Origin of the sequence: Phaeodactylibacter sp. (assembly GCF_022763345.1) — a bacterium.
Taxonomy (GTDB): domain Bacteria; phylum Bacteroidota; class Bacteroidia; order Chitinophagales; family Saprospiraceae; genus Phaeodactylibacter.
In genome coordinates this window covers 60,813-76,284 of the sequence record NZ_JALEGS010000012.1, presented here as the reverse complement: position 1 = coordinate 76,284, position 15,472 = coordinate 60,813, and the positions used below count along the sequence as shown (strand labels likewise).

Here is a 15,472-nt window from a genome sequence, read left to right as displayed (position 1 = left end):
TTAAAGTTCAGTAAGTGATAGGTTAAGGTTGTCAAGGATATAGTTGATGCCGATGGTCGCGGTATTGCGGAGCGAGATTACATCGTTGGTATTGAGCGTGACTACGGCGCTGCCCGATAGCATCCGCAAGTCATCGTCTGCTCCAGAGGTTTCTACCAAACCGGTGCTGTTGGCCCGGTCGATGTTGACCGCGTTGACATAAGGACGAATATCCACTCGCCAGGTGCCTGCGCTGCCTGCGTTGAAATTGACGTTGGCGTTGTACTGCAGTAGGAATCGTTTGCTTTGTGTTCCTGTATAAGTCAGTGTGCTATCGGTGGCAGTGAAGCCTTCCAGCTCCGCGCTCTCCAGTTTTGTGATGTGCTGAAAGGCCACGCCTGCATCCAGGGTGTCTGCGTCGTTCTCGAAGAGGCTACCGGTGTAGATTGTCACTATATCCGATAGGCTAAACTCGCCGGTGCTGTTGCGCAGGTAAGTTTCGCCTGCCTGCATACGGATGCCCATTGTGTCGCCTGCCTCATAGCGGTTGATGAGCAGCGGTATAGAGGTATTAGGCGATAGGACGAACTGATAGTCTACCTTGCTGCCGTTCAGGTCCTGGAAGCGGATGATCCCGGCGGTGTCGATCACCCAGGCGTTGTTTTGGGCGTCGATCGTAACGGGGCCTTTGGGCAGTTGGGAAGCAAGGCTTTGGTCTTGGTCTTGCCAGGTAAGCCCGTCTTTGGTTACTTTTAAGCAGTTGCAATCGGTATTCCAGTAATATCTTATGCCTGAGGATGCTGCTGGTTCTTGGGCTGTTGTGGATTCTTGGAAAGGTGCTGGATCTGCGTTTGAGTAAAATATGCCGTGGCTGCCAGGCACGTTTTTTGTAAAGTTCGTACCTGCTGTCGTGTTGAAAAGCATGCAAGCAACTGGTACTAAATCTTGCATAAGGTCAGAAGCTGCTTCAGTGGCTCCATCTTTCCTAAGGTCCGAGTTAGCAATAACTACGTGAGCGCCCCCTACTTCTACACCTCGATTGATATAATTTGGAGTTGATAGCCCATTTAGGTAAACATTTGCATTGCGCTTGACTACTACTCCTCTGCCCCACCCAGAAATTACGTTAGTTCCTGCAATGTAAATGCTAGAGCTTTGTATCCATAAACCAGTATCGAAACCGGGCGTCCCTTTATAAGTAGTTTTATAATTCGAGATAGTTCCAGTGCAGCTTGATAAAAACAACCCTGATGCATCGAAACTATCTAATGTAATACTGCTTGAGCTAATACCAGAGCAGTCTATAAATAACATGCCTGAGCCAGGCGGCAAGGATGCATTTGGGTCAGTTAAAGCATTGAATATTTCAAAAATTGGAGGCGGGCTACATGCTTTTGCAGTAAAAAACCTATCAGAGAAATTATCGTGGTTTACCAGCAAAGTATCTCCCCCAGTGGTGATTTTCACATTTCCCCAATTACCTCCGACCAGGTTAACTTTATCGTACAAAATAGTCTTTGACCCATCTTGATTATTCTCTATGTCAATGATTATAAATTTATTACCGTCCAGGCTATCATATACGCTAGTGTAGAAACTGGCATATTCCAGAGCCTGGTTCAATGTCTCATAGTCGCATGAGCCATCATTGCAAACTGAAATTGTATCTGATTCTAATAGGTATTCAATGGAATTTACCGGCTCTGGCTCCCACCGCTCTGTTGCAGAGTTCCACCTGATAACTTCATTATTGTTAGCCCCTTCCTGTATTAAGCCAGAAGGCGACAAGTTCTTAGCATTCCAACTAACTACCGCCGCCTGCAGCTGCGCCGTACTGCCCGTGCTCCCAAATGGCACCGCAGGAATTGTCCTGCGCCCATCAGGGTCGAACACCATCACCTGCCCCGCCGGGCTACCATTCGTTGGGCCGATCTCCACTACGCGAAGGTCGGCAGAGGAGAAGAACGCATTCCATACCGAATCTACCCGGTAGAGCTGCTCCGTGCCAGTGAATAGCCGGAATGTGGTGTCGATCTGGTTTGCAAGGTAGCCAAAGCCTGTCTGGTCTGCGGAGAACGACACTGAGGCGATATAGGTGGAATCGTTCACGCTGGCCCAGCTCGGGGTATTGTCGCTGGCCATCCGGAATTGTGCCTGGACGGATAGCGCTAGACATAGGAAAAGCAGGGAAAGGATGTAGTGTTTCATAGCTATTGCAGTGGTTTTACCCCTCGTTCAAATTGAATTTATCGTGCTTCGATGTAGAAGCCGGTCGCGCCAAAGCCGTTGAGGCCCGGCACGGTAATAGTGGTCAAGCTGCCCGAGACGGCTTGCGTGTGGACGGTGCTGGTCGTTTGCTGGTCCACCAAAGCACTGTTGTTGGCATCGTAGAGTTGGACGGACACCCGCCTGGCTGCGCCGTTAGCACTGTTGTCTATCCGGAAGATCATCTCCTGGGAGGCGTTCAGGGTTGTGTTGTCTCCGAAGATGCTGACCTCATGCACGTGGGTGTCTTTTAGGACCGTGATCTGATAGTCGCCCGCTGCGGCATTGACAAGCTGTGCTCCGCTGCCCCCTTCGTAAGTGTAGTTGACTGTCACCCCGTTTAGGGCCAGGGTGTCATAGACGATGCCGGTGTAAGTCAAGCCTCCGCCTGCGTCCGCCGTTGCTCTCACCCTGGCGTTGTAGGTGTCAATCGCTGCCTGGATTTGTGCAGTACTACCGGTACTGCCGAACGGGTTCTGCGGGATTGTCTCGCGCCCATCGGGGTTGAAGACCATGACCTGCCCCGTTGGTGCGCCGTTGGTGGTCGTGTACTGGTTGGAAACCTCGATCACGGTCAGGTCTGCGCTGGAGAAGGTCGTGTTGGCAACCGCGCTCACCCGGTACAACTGCTCGGTGCCGGTGAATAGCCGGAAGGTATCAGCGATGGCATTGGCCAGGTAGCCGAAGCCCGTCTGATCAGACTGGAAATTCACCGTAGCAGTGTAGGTGGAATCATCAACGACCGTCCAGCTGGGGATGCCGTTGGAAACCATGCGGAATTGCCCAAAGGCAGTTACCGCAAGGCATAGGAATAGTGCTGAAAGTAGGTGTTTCATAGCTTTATATTTCGAGTTCAGTATTTGTAGGCTGCTTATCGCAGTTCTACATAAAAACCTGTTGCACCAAAGCCGTTGAGCCCAGGAATCGTGATGGTGGTCACGTTACCGGCTACAGCCTGGGTATGGACGGTTGCCGTCACCTGCTGGTCTACGAGTGCGCCGTTGTTGGCATCATACAACTGCACCAGGAAGCGCCGGTCTTGGCTGTTCGCGCTGTTGTTTACCCGGATAATCATTTCCTGGCTGGCATTCAGTGTGGTGTTGTTTCCGAAAACGGTCGCATTCGCCACGTGTGCGCCTGCCTGTGCGGTAAGGGTGTATTCTCCCGGAGCCGGGTTGCTCAGGACGGAAGCGTTGCCGCCAAAGCGGTCGGATTCCACCGTCACGGTGCCGCTGCTCAGGCTATCACGGGAGAAGGAACCACCACCGGCAGAGCCAGCGATCACATAGGGGTCAGCAACTGTTCCGGAGCCGGTCACGGTGATGTTCGCGCCTGCGTTCACCTTCGTTTCAGAGCCGTCGGCTGCGCTGCCACCGGTAGCCGCGATCACGTAGGGGTCGGCAGTAGTGCCGGAGCCGGTCACAGTCACGTTGCTGCCTGCATTTACTTTCGTCTCGGAGCCGTCAGGGCTCACAGACAGATTGAGACGGCGGATGATCTCCTGTAGCAGCTCTTTCAAGCCTACAGGGGCATCGAGGCCGTTGACGAAAAAGCGCTGATTTTCGTAAGCCGCCTGGTTGCGGTCGCTGATCAGCAGGGTCGTAATTTGTTCGATTGTCTTACTCATCGTTATTAATTGTTTATGTCGCGGTTGTGCCGCTCCTGGTCTTGCAAAAGTTCTTGTCGGTGACGTTCTTCTTTTCGGCGTTCATCGTTTCTTATCGAAATCACTTTGTAAGTGTGGTAAGCAATCGAGCTTATCACCATGCACAAAGAAAGAATCGCGCCCAGGACTGCCTCTTGGTTTTCAAATATCCAGTAGAGCGCTGTGCCTGCGTAGCCTATTTTTGTGCTACCGTGGTCAAAAAAGTCGAATATCTTCATTCTCAAAGGCATTGCCGGGGGGCGTTATTTCCTTACTGCGATGACTGCAATGACGATCACCAATATGACGAAAGCGATTGCGATGCCGCCGAGTATAGTTTCCATCGTGTAATCCTCCTGCTGGAAGTCTGCCGGGCTCAGCCATTCGGGCAGATTGTCCCACCTGGCTTTGCTTTTGAAAGTCAGCGCATCTATGCCAGACTGGAAAAACCGGTACATCTCGGTCCCCAGGTTGGCAATAGCCGTTACCGGGTCTGCTGCCATTCCTCCGCCACCTGCGCTTGCTGCCGCTGTTGGGTCCATCAGCTTCGGATTACCATTATCAAAATCACCAGTGCTGCGAGCAGCAATAAGCCGCCGCCGAGTATCACTGGCGTGAATTTTTCCAGTTCTGCATCTTGCCTTTCCCGGTCGTTCAGCGGGTCGAATATATCCTCGACTGAAGCGCCGCTTTCCTGGCAGGGGTCATAGCCATAGCTCAGTATTATCAGTGCATCATCTACGTAGTTGCCAGAGCATAGGAATTCTTCTCGGGTAAAGCTGATGTTGTTATTGCAGAGGGCTTTGCATTGCCGCTCCACATCAGGCTGCTGCCCAAACCAGCTCTTGCACCGGTTGCGGCATTCTTGCCTCCTGCACCATTTTCCGCCTACGCAAAATGCCATGCTATGCCTTTTTGATGACCACCACCATAAGGGCGATGAGCAGGATTAACAATAGGATGTAGCCAATCTTCACCCGGCAAATCCAGTCGGGCAGCACATCGGCACAGCCGAAGTAAGCACCCAGGGGGTTGCCCAGGCGAAAACCGGGGCGGGCGGGCAGGTTGACTTGTGCATCAGGCTTGCCGTCGCCGTCCTCATCCGTAAAGCCATTGCCTGCGTCGATGTCAAATACTGCCCGATAAGCATCTTCGATTTCGCTTATCAGTTCGTCCGTACCTAGCTCCTTACCTTCGATCTTTTTCACCATCACGGCATTCTCCGCATCATCTTCGACACGACGCAGAAAGACGTAAGCCGGGAAGATGTCAATACCGAACTGGCTGGGCGATACAATGCAATCATTGATCTGGCTCATTTCGCAAGCCATGCCCGGCCACGTCTGATCAGTGTAGAGGCTTTCTCTCAGGGCATCCTGAAAAGCGTTGTTGGCATTCTGTTCGCCTTCATGGTAAAATAGTACCGGGAATATCATGCTGCGATGTTTCGTACGCTGTTTTCAATTTCATTCACGTCCAAGTTGCTCCCTGGGCAGCTTTTCGAGCTATGCTCGTTATGGCCCGTAATGCGCAACTCCCGGCCGAGCCGGTCTTGCAGGTATCGTATCAGCTTCACCGCCGCGCCGATTTGCTCGGGGGGCGGTTGCTGTATGTCGTAGTTGCCGGTCAGGCAAATGCCCACACTTCGGGTGTTCTCTCCGCTCGTATGGTTGCTGACCGTTTTCAAAAGCTGGGTCTGCTCGATGCTGCCATCCTTGCCGATCACATAGTGATAGCCAATGCCTGGCCAGCCGTTTTCCTCCACATGGTACTTGGCATAAGCCTGGGAAGTACCCGAAGTCGTGAGGCTGTGGTGAATCACTACACTGTCAATCTGCGACAAGTCGCGGGTGTCGTAGGTTTTCCACCAGTGGCGCTTCAGCCGGTAGACCACATTTATGATGGGAATACCGTAAGCCCTGGGGCGGACCAACTGACCGATCAGATAGAGCATCAATAGCGTTACCATAGCGATCATCAGGTATTTCTGCCATTGCTTCATACTACTTTCCTGATTTGGGTTTGTAGCAATACTGCATAATCCTTTATCAGGCTTGCCCGGTCGGTGCCGTTCACTACCCGTCGGGCGTTGTAGTAGTCCGTCTGCACCATATTGATGTAGCGGCTCAGAGCCCGGCGGGTGAACTCTCCGTTCATCATACCGTACACCAGGATGTCCGCCGCATAGCGGGGCTCCAGTGCCAGATCAGGGTTGCCCACCAGGTCAACGCCCAGGAACTCGCTCATCTTCTTGTAATTGCTCTCCCAGGTCAGCTGCACAAAGCCCCGGCCGTAATAGCCAGAAGACCAGTACCGGTCCTGTAACTGCCGCAGCCACGTTTGGCTGCTGCCTGCCCGGCGCTCCCGCACCGGCTTCAGCTTGCTTTCATGCCAGGCGGTTGCCAGGATGTATACAAGCTTTCGGTAATCCCCATCACCGTATTCCCGGAAAGCCCGGAGAATTTGCTCGACGCTGTCCCGCTGCACACCATCCAGCTTTTGCCAGGCTTCTTCCGCCGCATTTATCCAGATGTCTTTACGCATGAACAGCTTGTTGTCAAGTTGCCGGGCTTTCGCTACTGCAGTTGTTGAAACTAGCAGTAAGATGAGCACGAACACTCCGATGATGGTATATTTTTTCCAGTTCTCCATAAGCGAAAACAGCCACACAGCCAGGGGCTATGTAGCTGCTTTTATTGCTTAAATGACGTTGCTACGTTATAAGGGCCCCAGCTCCTCACTCGCTTCCTTTTTTCCGCCGCATCCGCAGTCATGTTTGCGGGTTGCGAAATAGATCACTGCCCCAAGGAGGGCAAGCCCGATAAGGATAGCAGGGCCGAATTTCCAAATCAATCCCATAGTGTTGTCCTATTTATCTACCGCGCTGGTAGGTTGAGTATTGAAGTGCCAGCCCGATCAGGGCAATGACAATCGTAATCAAGGGGGCGTACTTCCGAATCCATGCCATAACGGTTACTTTGCGGCCGCTCGGACATATAGCCGGTAGCGGCCCAGGTTTGCCAGGAACGTCTCATTGACGTTGCGCTTTCGGGCATCGACGAAGTAAGGCTTTCCGCCTGTGATGGGGAAGAAGCCAGACTTGACCGCTGTATCCAGCGAACTGCCGGAGAGGTTGCCGGTGCCTTCGCTGCCGGCCACAACGCTGTTGTCAGACAGGTCCAGCACACGGATATCCAGCGGGTCACTGGTCGCGTTTGGGTCAGCGGCTTCCACCACAGCCATCGCCTCCAGGGTGTGGCTGTCGTCCAGCCCAAGCTCCGCCAGGGTAGGCACATACACGCTTCGGATGCCGCCAGCTCCCGGGTTCGTACTGAACCAGGCTTCACCGGCAAGGGTGAAGATATAGCTGGGTACCGGTGCGTACTGCGTGTGGATTGCAAGGGTGGTTTGCTTGCCGATTGCAACACGCAGCGTTTTCAGATAATCCACCAAGCCCACCACCTTGTTGCTGGACAATTGGACCTGGGGGATGTAGCCGCCGTTGAGTTGTTGCTTAATTCCCTGCATTATGCTGCTTTTTTCACGACTTGAATCAGCAGGCTTTTGCTTTGCATTACGGCGTTGTCGCCGCCTCCCGCCGTTACCAGCCGGATATCATGCGCGTAAGCCTCGCCGGGAGTGATTGCGAAAGCAGCTGAGCTTTTCACGATCACATCCTGAGAAGAAGAAGTCAGCGTTGCTGCCACTTCGCTGGCTGCGACCTCCTTGCCGGAAGCCTGCACCAGTCGCACCCGTACATCTTTGTCCGGGGCGTTCGTCCGGGCATTGACGATAAGGATGCCCTTCATCTCGTAGTTGGCGGCATCGAAGCCGAGTTCTTCAAGGGTAGGCACATGCAGCACCTTAGCAGGGGGTGCCTGCTCAGAGAAGGCGTAAGTATCGACTGTGACAGCCGAGCTTCCAACGCTATCGCTGATGTGCACGACGTCTACTACGTCGCCGGGGTTGCCGGTGGTTGCGCTGGTGAGGGTCTTCACGTAATCGACCAAGCCGACTACTTTGCCATCAGACAACTGCACCTGCGGTTCATATCCACCTGGAACTTTGCTCTGGATCGTATCCATGTTGTGTTGTGGTTAATCAGCACCGCATGTACCCGGCAACCGGGATTTCCCAATGCGGGAGTGCTGAGGTTGAATTAATGTAAGCCTTGATCTCCCTTGCGAAGTGCTTCACGTAATTGCTTCGGGGCTCTACGTTGATAGACTTGAAAAAGCCATCTACGAAGTTCCGCTGGGCTTCATCATCGGGGTCCATCCCGAGATATTGCTGCCTGGCGGCACCGTATGCGCCCCAATCCGTTGACAAGAAGCTGCCCGACCAGCTGAGAAAATCTGAAGGCACAGATATGCAGCCGCCGCCAGTAATAGGGTTGCTCCCTCCATCGTTTCGGCGATAGAAGACCAAGCCGAGCCCAAGCAGGGCAATGACTACTGCGATAATGATGCCTACGGTCTTATTCATCAGGTCAGGATTTTCGCATACACGGTCATGATCAACACGCCTGCAGCCAGGAGTACAAGCCCAAGAATGACTGCACTCTCGACGTCGAATGCGATGTTGACGGTAATACCGTTTCGGATAAGTTCAAGAATCTCGCCCATCAGGCTTTGATTTTGCGTGAGTAATGAAGGCTTCGCTTACTGCGCAGCTTTCTTTTCCTCTACTTTGTCAGCGATGTACATCGCCGTAAGGGTTCCCAGGACAATAGCCAGGAATACCGGCACGAATGCCTTGAAAATGGTACTTGCGCTCATTTCGCTTAGATTTTGATGATTTTGAATTTCCACAGCGCGAACGCCAGGGCAAGAATGCCCACCACGATGCCTATGGTTTTCCAAGTTTGCTTCTTCTCCGCCTGCTCATCCTTAGTCATAGGGTCAGGCACGGGGCCAGCGGCGGTGTTATCCAGCTTAGCCTGCGCAATTGCACGCCCATCGTCGGTCGGCAGACCACTCTGGTAGGCGTAAGCATTATTGCTGTTCTGATTCAGAGCGTCGATGTACTGGTTTTTCAGCGCGACCTCTTGTTGCAATCTGTCCATGCCTATTTTTTCAGTATGACGATAAGCAGTATCGCCACGACGACGACCACTGCGAGGATGATGTAAATTGACGGGCCGGAGGGCTGTTGCTGCGGTTGCGGTTGCACCACCGTAGTGCCGCCTTGAGGGCACTTTTCGGGGTTGAACAAGCAAGCAACGTTCACAGCTGTCTGCGCAACATCCTTATAGTTGTTGCCCAGCCAATTGAGGAAGCCCCTGCCCCGGTTTGCAGTCGGGGCAGGGCTCATCGCATTAGGATTTTGAAGGTCCAATGCGCCGCTTGTGTCAACAATTAAGCTCATCCTTCCGGCTTCGGGTTATTGCTTACGGCCCAACTCAGCTACCTGGTAGAAGCCCCAGGTGACTGTGATACCAGGCTCCTGCATGTAGACGAAGGCAGTCCGGTTCGTGATGATGATGTCGTTCGCAAAGGTGTTGATGTTGAGCTGGTACTGCCCCTCATGCACGCCCATATCCGGGAAGATCGTCTTCAGCAGGCGGGGCTTGGAGCCCTTGCTTGCGTCATAGATTTCGATCGGGCGGGCATACTGCTCAAGCGCGTTGGTGGCGCAGCAGTTGTTGTTTTCGTTGCCATGCTCCGTGATGCGCATTTTCAGCATATCAAGGTAGGAGCTGTTGTGCACCATATCGTTCAGGATGAACTGATAGTGCGAAGTCAGGCCAGAGATTTCCACGTCAGGGCCAACAAACTGGGTATAGCCCAGCTGGTAGCCTTGCGAGCCGTCAAACAGGATAACCTGCTGCGGTTCGGTGGCGTCCTTGGTGGAAACCTTGATAGCGAAATAAGGGTCAGTCTGTACAGACTGGATTACCCGGTTGTCAGCGCGTTCGCTGACGTTGACAGTCGGGCGGCCGATCATATTGCTCTGCGCCTCAACGGTCTTCTGCTGGGAAGCACCGTTGTTGGCAGGAGCAGCAGCGGCGAGATTAGCCGGAAGTTTCGTGCGTCGAACCATTTTTCTTGTGGTTGGTGAACAGTCGATTATTGACATAATTATTAGTCCACAATATCACGAAACGGGCGGCACGCCTACAACACTTTCACGGCAACGGTAGTCGTGCGGTTTCCATCAGTCCTGACGTGCACGGTAGGGCTCACGCGGGCGTGGGTCGGGATGCCCGCATGACAAAAAAAGCCCTGAGCGGAAATGCCCAGGGCCATCCTCATGCCACCCAAAAGGTGCACAGAAGAAAATCAGGTATGCTTTCTACTCCTCCTCCGATTGCCGGTCATTGAGGAGCTTTCGGTATTGCTTCACGATTGCCCGGTGTGCCGGGCTGCTCGGGTTGAGTTCTTTGTTTGGGTCTTTTTCTTCTTCCTGGCTTCGCTTAATCAGGAATATATCTTCGCCATCCAGCACTGAATGCCGAAGCAGATACTTCGTGCCACGGTAGGTCATATCTTCATACCCGATCAGCCTTTCCTTTTTCTCAGCTGGTGGCAGCGCCCGCTCTTTGACGTCAGCCGGTAGATTTTGAAGGTAGGCGATGGTCAGGCGCACCAAGTCGTGCATATTGGTCACTGGAGACACCGCAATGCGGGGCAGCTCGAACACTTCGCCGTCGATGCTGATACTGGCCTGCTCTATGAACATACGCGCATGGGGGTTGACGTTGCGGCCATCCGGGAAAAAGGTCCGGTTGTATTCGGCTCGTAGTTGTTCAGCTTTCGTCATGTTGTTCCGTCTTTTTGATGTAAGCATTTCCGTTCAGCCTTTTCAGGCGTAGACTGGCCCAAATGGATTCCTCGGTTTTCTTCTTCGCTTCATCGTACCGGGCAACGATTTCTTCCGCCGCAGCCTTGATTAGTTCGTCATCCATTTCTACGCGCGATACGATGCGGAACCCGAACTCCTTCTGTACGTCGCCCCAAAAGTCTTTGACCTGTATAACGCCGTCTACCCTTTTTCGGGTAGATGAGACAGTTTTTTCCTTAAAGGAGAGTGCCATATCCTGTACGGTTTTGCACACAAGATATAAACAAAATAGTTACATTGTGGTGCATAATGATACATTAATAATTTATTTGTTTATGCTTTTCAAGTTGTACGGTACTGCCTTGTGCCAAACAGTGCTGAACGAGCTTGGTAAAGACCAGATGTCTGTACCGGCTTTGGTGCACTCAATAGCGGGCAGAGAGCTGGACAGCAGAGAGAAGCATAACCTGGAAAGGCGCATACGCCGAGCCCTGGAAAGCCTGGAAAGCGAAGGGCTGGTCCGGAAAGACTGGATTATAGAGCCGCGCCCGTTACAGGTGTTCAAACTCACAACTCATGCTCAAAGGACTGCAAATGCTTAATGCCCTGAAGGGGCTGACGGGCGACCCCAGCAAGATGATTCAGCAGGTGGTACAAATGATTACCCCGCCGATGCTGGGCTTTTTGGAAAAGTACAATAAGCCGATAAGCGAAGGCGGGCTGCTCAACAGGGAGGATGTAAACTGCATCTTCGCCATTATGCCGATGCGTACCGATGTGGATGGCACTGAGGTACAGGTAATGGTGCCCCACATCCTGACGGTCGGCTACGATGCCCAACTGGCACGGTACACAATCAATGCTAAGCACAGCTTAGACGAACTACTCAAAAAAGCAGAGCAAGATGGAGCCCTCAACGAAGGAAAAGACGAAGAAGAATAGCCCGGAAACCGAAGCAGCAAAAGCGGGCAGCAATATGCCGCCGCCGGAGGATTTCTTCGCTATGAAGACCGAGATTGACGACGATATGCGGGATTTCCTTTCGCACATGAAACGGGAAAAGGAAGTCATCGATGTACCGGAGATTGAAATACCTGATGAGCCATATGTTGACCCTGATATAGATATTTCAGATGAAGACAAAGGCCACCTGCGCGACCTGAACTATACCCAGGAGCACAAATTCTGGGCGGAGCTGATGCTGATTCAGCTGGACAAATCTATGGCTTGGATTGGCGGGATAATCGCCAAGGAAGACCCCAGCAAATACCGGATGCGCAAAAAGAAGTCGGAGGAAGACGACTATGAAGTAGCCCTGACCGCTGCGCTCATCAATAAGTACCAGGTGAAATTCAGCCTGGAGTTTGCCTTAGCCTTCCTGCTCCTGGGCAAGTACGGTATGATGGCGACCAAGGTACAGGCGGACGTCCGGGCGAAGAAGAAAGCAGAAGCAGAAGAAGCCAAAAAACAGCAAGATGCAGCGAGACGCCCAAATCACAATAGTGATCGGTAGGAACGGTACTGGAAAGTCTACCTTCTGTGAGAAGATCGTAAAAGGCATTGGGGCAAGAGCCCTGGCGGTCACCTACAACGGTATGCCCAAAATCTGGCGCCCTTATCCGGAAGTAGATATCACGCACCAAAAGAAGATGACTTTCCCAAAGGGCATCCGGCAGGTGATTGCCGGCCGGTATGAGGAAGGGCGGAATAAGAACCGGGTGTTTGAGCACATCTACCGCAACTACAGGGACGGGATGATTATTTTCGATGACTGCCGGGGCTACATCAATAGCGCTGTGGACGACAATAAGTATTTTCGGCAAATGCTGCTGGATTTCCGGCACCGGATGTTGGATATTATATTTGTGGTGCACTCACCAGCTGATGTGCCGCCTCGGGTGTGGGGCTTTACCTCCACCGTATGGGTTGGCGCTACCGATGCCCTGGTGAATAAGAGCCAGGTGCGCACCTCTAGTGCCGACCGCATTATTGAGATGCAGGAGTATGTCAATGGGGTGTTCCGTGCTGCGAAAGCCAGGGGTGATAACAGCCACTATGGGCTATTTAAGCGGGTAGACCTGTAAAGGAATTTTCATTTGGTTTTTTGGGGTTTGTGCCTCGGGCGGTTGTCCGGGGCATTTTTTTTTGAGGAAAGCACCTAACTCGCAATACCCGCAACCATCTGCATTCGTGTACAAAGGGGGCTGCGGGTATTACTTGCGTTAGGTGCCATTTGACCGCGCTATAAACCTGTAATGAGTAGGTTTGCTATTAATGCTTATCCCAATCCCAGGTCTGTAACGAACAGACCATAGACCTTCAACGATCCATCCTTCAGTAGCCCAATCTTTTCGTTGTCCGCCGCGTCCGGATGAAATGTGAGCGATTTCAACTTTTAAATTAGATACTGGAGAAGATTTCTTCAAAGATTGCCATCTCATAACTATTGATTTGAGCCGTCACAATACGGTGTGTTCTGAAAAATCGTTTTAACCCCTTGTGGGTAGCTGCCATACGTTAGGTGAACATCTTAATCTGCCTACCTTGATCTGGTCTGATTTCGGCTATCTTTTGCTTTCTGATCAATTCTTGACCTTTCCCTGATTCCTGCGGTGTGTACTTATTGATATTGCGCAAAGCGCTTCTGTATATCCTTGCGCCTATCTTTATTTCCTGCACCCAGTAGACCAGGAAGTGATCTTCATACAAATAGTATCTCTCGTTATCATCTGCAAACCGGCTCCATTGCTCCCGGTACAACTTTGTACCCATTGGGTAGCGTTGCTGGCTCCCTTCCGGCGCTTCCATACTTTTAAGCTCTAACACTCCACCTTTAGGATGTACTGTCTTTAGCTTTTTGCGTTCTTTTGGCTTCCGGTTCCTGTAGGGAATGACTAGCCCTTTTTGTTTTCTAGGTGCTTTATACCTTACCTTCTCTGCTCCGAATGTGATATTTTCCATGCCTTATTTAGCTTTATGCTCAAAATAAATCCTAACCCCCGCCTTCACCACTAATTCATCTTCCTCATCAATCTCATAGCAGCCGGGGCAGTAGTGTCTCTCGTTAATCTTCTCCCAGCCTTGGTTTTCGGCCAGCTCCCAGGCAGCTTCTTTGCTGTCCCAGGCTGTGTCTTCCTGATCCTGAAAGGCAGTAATCTCGCAACGGTCGCAGCGGATGGTGTACATGGTTATTTGCTCGATCATCTATTCATCCATTTATCTAGTAATTCTTTGCGAAGGGTTTCAATGTTCTCATCGCCTGTTCCACCGATAACAATGATTGTTCCACCAGCAAGGAACACACTAAACGTATCTAGCTTGTCATCAATAGGCGTAACAGCCGCGATCGCTTCCCGCTTGATGAAAAATCCTAAAATTTCGATAATCATAAATCCCTTTGCTTTACACCATGCCAGGTAATTAAACGATATATCTGTTCGTCAGTCTTACCCTGCTGGATGAGTTGAATAATGTTTGGGCGCTCTCCCTGAGCGTCGGTTTTAGACATGCAATCGCAAAGCATTTCCACAATCCTATCCACACGAATGGAAATATCCATCTGCTTTTCGACTTTAAACAATTCATACATTTCTGATGTAGTGCGGCTTTTTCTTTGCTCAGGCGCATTATCTATCCACTTTACACGCCCTTTGCTTTCAATTCGTGTAAACCGCCTCACATAATGGTTCGCGGCATGGATTTCGATTTCCTGGGTAATCCACTCCGCAAAAGCAATGGCTTCTCCGCCTGCTTTATAAGTCTGTTGTGTGTGCTCCAATTGCACATATACTCCGGTTAAGCTGTATGTGGCATCCTGCTCTATCTGTATCTCGACAGGCACTTCTTTCTTTCGAAACATCCTCCAAATCTGCCGCCAAGTGACGGGGAAAACGCCACTAATGACGGTAATTCTCGGAGTGAAAAAACTATTGTACATAAGTTTTACATTAAGCCCTATGGGCAGTCCAATCAATCACATAGTTTTTTTTTAGAAACAAACTTGCTTATAGCTCAAATAAAAAAGGCAGAAACTAAACGTGGTATAATTCAAAAACTATCCTCAGCAACCATGTCCGTTTTAATTCAAAGCCTATCTACAGCAACGAAAGTCTGCGCAATTCAAAATTTTCATACAGGACCAATTGATCTATAAATTCAAAACAACACACCAGGAACAATCCTTCCTATAATTCGAATAAATACGTCAGCAACAACCAATTTTGTAACTCAGAGAAATCAAGCAGAAACGACTTCCGATTCAATTCAAATGCTGTGTCCAGAAACCAATGTCGTGCTAATTCAAAGCAAATAATCAGTAACAACAAGATACGCAATTCAAAACAACAAAGCAGTAACTAATTTTGTACCAATTCAAAAAATAATTACAGCAACAATCCGCCGTTCAATTCAAATGTACTGACCAGAAACAATCGCACCGTCAATTCAAACCCTTTTTTCAGAAACTAGGCCCAAACTAATTCAAACGAATTCTCCAGTAACAAGGCGACCATTAATTCAGACTTTCAGAACAGTAACAACCTTTCCGCTAATTCAAACGAATTTAACAGAACCAAGAGCCAAAACAATTCAAACCCTCCAATCACCAACAACGTAGCACTCAATTCAAAAACTTATACCAGAAACAATTAGTTTTTTTAACTCATAGCAAGCGGACAGTAACAATAATCTCCCCAATTCAAAGCTAAACTACAGGAACAACAATAAAGGCAATTCAAAACCAACCAGCAGTAACTACCGATTACACAATTCAAAACCTTTTGTCAGGTCCAATCTTCTTCT

At 50.8% G+C, this 15,472-nt stretch carries 26 protein-coding genes; 4 read left to right on the top strand and 22 right to left on the bottom strand.

The genetic code is table 11. The features are described 5' to 3' along the window. From MRY86_RS02640 to MRY86_RS02555, 18 genes are all read right to left on the bottom strand, one after another. Positions 1-2,187, bottom strand: coding sequence for a hypothetical protein (locus tag MRY86_RS02640; RefSeq protein ID WP_293569086.1), 2,187 nt, complete (start codon positions 2,185-2,187; stop codon positions 1-3). A gap of 38 nt (positions 2,188-2,225) precedes the next feature. Further along, positions 2,226-3,080, bottom strand: a complete 855-nt coding sequence (locus MRY86_RS02635) for a hypothetical protein (protein WP_293569084.1) — start codon at positions 3,078-3,080, stop codon at positions 2,226-2,228. A gap of 35 nt (positions 3,081-3,115) precedes the next feature. Continuing rightward, the gene (locus MRY86_RS02630; protein WP_293569082.1) at positions 3,116-3,871 is read right to left on the bottom strand and encodes a hypothetical protein; all 756 of its coding nucleotides are present in this window, start codon (positions 3,869-3,871) and stop codon (positions 3,116-3,118) included. 5 nt (positions 3,872-3,876) lie between these two features. Further along, on the bottom strand, positions 3,877-4,128 hold the full coding sequence (locus tag MRY86_RS02625; protein ID WP_293569080.1) for a hypothetical protein: 252 nt from the start codon (positions 4,126-4,128) through the stop codon (positions 3,877-3,879). Between the two features lie 24 nt (positions 4,129-4,152). Then, positions 4,153-4,431 (bottom strand): hypothetical protein, encoded by a 279-nt coding sequence (locus MRY86_RS02620; RefSeq protein WP_293569078.1) that lies wholly within the window; start codon positions 4,429-4,431, stop codon positions 4,153-4,155. Then, complete coding sequence (locus MRY86_RS02615; protein WP_293569076.1) at positions 4,431-4,793, bottom strand: hypothetical protein; 363 nt, start codon at positions 4,791-4,793, stop codon at positions 4,431-4,433. The genes MRY86_RS02620 and MRY86_RS02615 overlap by 1 nt, the downstream gene beginning before the upstream one ends. Before the next feature lies 1 nt (position 4,794). Further along, positions 4,795-5,325 carry a hypothetical protein gene (locus MRY86_RS02610; RefSeq protein WP_293569074.1) on the bottom strand — a complete coding sequence of 177 codons (531 nt, stop codon included), beginning with the start codon at positions 5,323-5,325 and terminating at the stop codon, positions 4,795-4,797. Continuing rightward, a complete protein-coding gene (locus MRY86_RS02605) occupies positions 5,322-5,891 on the bottom strand; it encodes a peptidoglycan recognition family protein (RefSeq protein WP_293569072.1) in 570 nt (189 codons plus the stop codon). Before MRY86_RS02605 ends, MRY86_RS02610 begins: the two co-directional genes overlap by 4 nt. Beyond that, complete coding sequence (locus MRY86_RS02600) at positions 5,888-6,433, bottom strand: glycoside hydrolase family 19 protein (protein ID WP_293569070.1); 546 nt, start codon at positions 6,431-6,433, stop codon at positions 5,888-5,890. The genes MRY86_RS02605 and MRY86_RS02600 overlap by 4 nt, the downstream gene beginning before the upstream one ends. Positions 6,434-6,862: 429 nt before the next feature. Next, the gene (locus MRY86_RS02595; RefSeq protein WP_293569068.1) at positions 6,863-7,417 is read right to left on the bottom strand and encodes a hypothetical protein; all 555 of its coding nucleotides are present in this window, start codon (positions 7,415-7,417) and stop codon (positions 6,863-6,865) included. Continuing rightward, positions 7,417-7,974 carry a hypothetical protein gene (locus tag MRY86_RS02590; RefSeq protein ID WP_293569066.1) on the bottom strand — a complete coding sequence of 186 codons (558 nt, stop codon included), beginning with the start codon at positions 7,972-7,974 and terminating at the stop codon, positions 7,417-7,419. The genes MRY86_RS02595 and MRY86_RS02590 overlap by 1 nt, the downstream gene beginning before the upstream one ends. 16 nt (positions 7,975-7,990) lie before the next feature. Continuing rightward, on the bottom strand, positions 7,991-8,374 hold the full coding sequence (locus MRY86_RS02585) for a hypothetical protein (protein ID WP_293569064.1): 384 nt from the start codon (positions 8,372-8,374) through the stop codon (positions 7,991-7,993). Then, positions 8,374-8,514, bottom strand: a complete 141-nt coding sequence (locus tag MRY86_RS02580) for a hypothetical protein (RefSeq protein ID WP_293569062.1) — start codon at positions 8,512-8,514, stop codon at positions 8,374-8,376. The genes MRY86_RS02585 and MRY86_RS02580 overlap by 1 nt, the downstream gene beginning before the upstream one ends. A gap of 158 nt (positions 8,515-8,672) precedes the next feature. Continuing rightward, positions 8,673-8,954 carry a hypothetical protein gene (locus MRY86_RS02575; protein ID WP_293569060.1) on the bottom strand — a complete coding sequence of 94 codons (282 nt, stop codon included), beginning with the start codon at positions 8,952-8,954 and terminating at the stop codon, positions 8,673-8,675. Positions 8,955-8,956: 2 nt separating this feature from the next. Then, positions 8,957-9,256: a hypothetical protein gene (locus tag MRY86_RS02570; RefSeq protein WP_293569058.1), complete on the bottom strand. Its 300-nt coding sequence runs from the start codon at positions 9,254-9,256 to the stop codon at positions 8,957-8,959. Between the two features lie 15 nt (positions 9,257-9,271). Next, a complete protein-coding gene (locus MRY86_RS02565) occupies positions 9,272-9,931 on the bottom strand; it encodes a hypothetical protein (RefSeq protein ID WP_293569056.1) in 660 nt (219 codons plus the stop codon). A 252-nt stretch (positions 9,932-10,183) separates the two neighbouring features. Further along, positions 10,184-10,651, bottom strand: a complete 468-nt coding sequence (locus MRY86_RS02560) for a hypothetical protein (RefSeq protein WP_293569054.1) — start codon at positions 10,649-10,651, stop codon at positions 10,184-10,186. Next, positions 10,638-10,925: a hypothetical protein gene (locus MRY86_RS02555; protein ID WP_293569052.1), complete on the bottom strand. Its 288-nt coding sequence runs from the start codon at positions 10,923-10,925 to the stop codon at positions 10,638-10,640. Before MRY86_RS02555 ends, MRY86_RS02560 begins: the two co-directional genes overlap by 14 nt. 82 nt (positions 10,926-11,007) lie before the next feature. On the opposite strand from MRY86_RS02555, the gene MRY86_RS02550 reads away from it, so the two are divergent. The 4 genes from MRY86_RS02550 to MRY86_RS02535 are packed head-to-tail and all read left to right on the top strand — an operon-like array spanning position 11,008 to position 12,756. Further along, positions 11,008-11,274 (top strand): hypothetical protein, encoded by a 267-nt coding sequence (locus tag MRY86_RS02550; protein WP_293569050.1) that lies wholly within the window; start codon positions 11,008-11,010, stop codon positions 11,272-11,274. Then, positions 11,249-11,614 (top strand): hypothetical protein, encoded by a 366-nt coding sequence (locus tag MRY86_RS02545; RefSeq protein WP_293569048.1) that lies wholly within the window; start codon positions 11,249-11,251, stop codon positions 11,612-11,614. Before MRY86_RS02550 ends, MRY86_RS02545 begins: the two co-directional genes overlap by 26 nt. Beyond that, complete coding sequence (locus MRY86_RS02540) at positions 11,577-12,185, top strand: hypothetical protein (protein ID WP_293569046.1); 609 nt, start codon at positions 11,577-11,579, stop codon at positions 12,183-12,185. The genes MRY86_RS02545 and MRY86_RS02540 overlap by 38 nt, the downstream gene beginning before the upstream one ends. Then, positions 12,148-12,756 (top strand): ATP-binding protein, encoded by a 609-nt coding sequence (locus tag MRY86_RS02535; RefSeq protein ID WP_293569044.1) that lies wholly within the window; start codon positions 12,148-12,150, stop codon positions 12,754-12,756. Before MRY86_RS02540 ends, MRY86_RS02535 begins: the two co-directional genes overlap by 38 nt. Positions 12,757-13,189: 433 nt before the next feature. On the opposite strand, the gene MRY86_RS02530 is transcribed toward MRY86_RS02535, so the two are convergent. From MRY86_RS02530 to MRY86_RS02515, 4 genes are read right to left on the bottom strand one after another with little or no spacing between them, the layout of a single operon-like run. Continuing rightward, positions 13,190-13,633: a hypothetical protein gene (locus MRY86_RS02530; protein ID WP_293569042.1), complete on the bottom strand. Its 444-nt coding sequence runs from the start codon at positions 13,631-13,633 to the stop codon at positions 13,190-13,192. A 3-nt stretch (positions 13,634-13,636) separates the two neighbouring features. After that, positions 13,637-13,876, bottom strand: coding sequence for a hypothetical protein (locus tag MRY86_RS02525; protein ID WP_293569040.1), 240 nt, complete (start codon positions 13,874-13,876; stop codon positions 13,637-13,639). Further along, entirely contained in the window at positions 13,873-14,061 is a 189-nt protein-coding gene (locus MRY86_RS02520) for a hypothetical protein (protein WP_293569039.1), read from the bottom strand. The genes MRY86_RS02525 and MRY86_RS02520 overlap by 4 nt, the downstream gene beginning before the upstream one ends. After that, the gene (locus MRY86_RS02515; protein ID WP_293569037.1) at positions 14,058-14,645 is read right to left on the bottom strand and encodes a hypothetical protein; all 588 of its coding nucleotides are present in this window, start codon (positions 14,643-14,645) and stop codon (positions 14,058-14,060) included. The genes MRY86_RS02520 and MRY86_RS02515 overlap by 4 nt, the downstream gene beginning before the upstream one ends. Between the last annotated feature and the right edge of the window lie 827 nt (positions 14,646-15,472).

Bases quoted from the DNA above. Each gene is read 5' to 3' on its own strand.
- MRY86_RS02640 (WP_293569086.1), bottom strand. From the start codon at position 2,187: ATGAAACACTACATCCTTTCCCTGCTTTTCCTATGTCTAGCGCTATCC.
- MRY86_RS02635 (WP_293569084.1), bottom strand. From the start codon at position 3,080: ATGAAACACCTACTTTCAGCACTATTCCTATGCCTTGCGGTAACTGCC.
- MRY86_RS02630 (WP_293569082.1), bottom strand. From the start codon at position 3,871: ATGAGTAAGACAATCGAACAAATTACGACCCTGCTGATCAGCGACCGC.
- MRY86_RS02625 (WP_293569080.1), bottom strand. From the start codon at position 4,128: ATGAAGATATTCGACTTTTTTGACCACGGTAGCACAAAAATAGGCTAC.
- MRY86_RS02620 (WP_293569078.1), bottom strand. From the start codon at position 4,431: ATGGACCCAACAGCGGCAGCAAGCGCAGGTGGCGGAGGAATGGCAGCA.
- MRY86_RS02615 (WP_293569076.1), bottom strand. From the start codon at position 4,793: ATGGCATTTTGCGTAGGCGGAAAATGGTGCAGGAGGCAAGAATGCCGC.
- MRY86_RS02610 (WP_293569074.1), bottom strand. From the start codon at position 5,325: ATGATATTCCCGGTACTATTTTACCATGAAGGCGAACAGAATGCCAAC.
- MRY86_RS02605 (WP_293569072.1), bottom strand. From the start codon at position 5,891: ATGAAGCAATGGCAGAAATACCTGATGATCGCTATGGTAACGCTATTG.
- MRY86_RS02600 (WP_293569070.1), bottom strand. From the start codon at position 6,433: ATGCGTAAAGACATCTGGATAAATGCGGCGGAAGAAGCCTGGCAAAAG.
- MRY86_RS02595 (WP_293569068.1), bottom strand. From the start codon at position 7,417: ATGCAGGGAATTAAGCAACAACTCAACGGCGGCTACATCCCCCAGGTC.
- MRY86_RS02590 (WP_293569066.1), bottom strand. From the start codon at position 7,974: ATGGATACGATCCAGAGCAAAGTTCCAGGTGGATATGAACCGCAGGTG.
- MRY86_RS02585 (WP_293569064.1), bottom strand. From the start codon at position 8,374: ATGAATAAGACCGTAGGCATCATTATCGCAGTAGTCATTGCCCTGCTT.
- MRY86_RS02580 (WP_293569062.1), bottom strand. From the start codon at position 8,514: ATGGGCGAGATTCTTGAACTTATCCGAAACGGTATTACCGTCAACATC.
- MRY86_RS02575 (WP_293569060.1), bottom strand. From the start codon at position 8,954: ATGGACAGATTGCAACAAGAGGTCGCGCTGAAAAACCAGTACATCGAC.
- MRY86_RS02570 (WP_293569058.1), bottom strand. From the start codon at position 9,256: ATGAGCTTAATTGTTGACACAAGCGGCGCATTGGACCTTCAAAATCCT.
- MRY86_RS02565 (WP_293569056.1), bottom strand. From the start codon at position 9,931: ATGGTTCGACGCACGAAACTTCCGGCTAATCTCGCCGCTGCTGCTCCT.
- MRY86_RS02560 (WP_293569054.1), bottom strand. From the start codon at position 10,651: ATGACGAAAGCTGAACAACTACGAGCCGAATACAACCGGACCTTTTTC.
- MRY86_RS02555 (WP_293569052.1), bottom strand. From the start codon at position 10,925: ATGGCACTCTCCTTTAAGGAAAAAACTGTCTCATCTACCCGAAAAAGG.
- MRY86_RS02550 (WP_293569050.1), top strand. From the start codon at position 11,008: ATGCTTTTCAAGTTGTACGGTACTGCCTTGTGCCAAACAGTGCTGAAC.
- MRY86_RS02545 (WP_293569048.1), top strand. From the start codon at position 11,249: ATGCTCAAAGGACTGCAAATGCTTAATGCCCTGAAGGGGCTGACGGGC.
- MRY86_RS02540 (WP_293569046.1), top strand. From the start codon at position 11,577: ATGGAGCCCTCAACGAAGGAAAAGACGAAGAAGAATAGCCCGGAAACC.
- MRY86_RS02535 (WP_293569044.1), top strand. From the start codon at position 12,148: ATGCAGCGAGACGCCCAAATCACAATAGTGATCGGTAGGAACGGTACT.
- MRY86_RS02530 (WP_293569042.1), bottom strand. From the start codon at position 13,633: ATGGAAAATATCACATTCGGAGCAGAGAAGGTAAGGTATAAAGCACCT.
- MRY86_RS02525 (WP_293569040.1), bottom strand. From the start codon at position 13,876: ATGATCGAGCAAATAACCATGTACACCATCCGCTGCGACCGTTGCGAG.
- MRY86_RS02520 (WP_293569039.1), bottom strand. From the start codon at position 14,061: ATGATTATCGAAATTTTAGGATTTTTCATCAAGCGGGAAGCGATCGCG.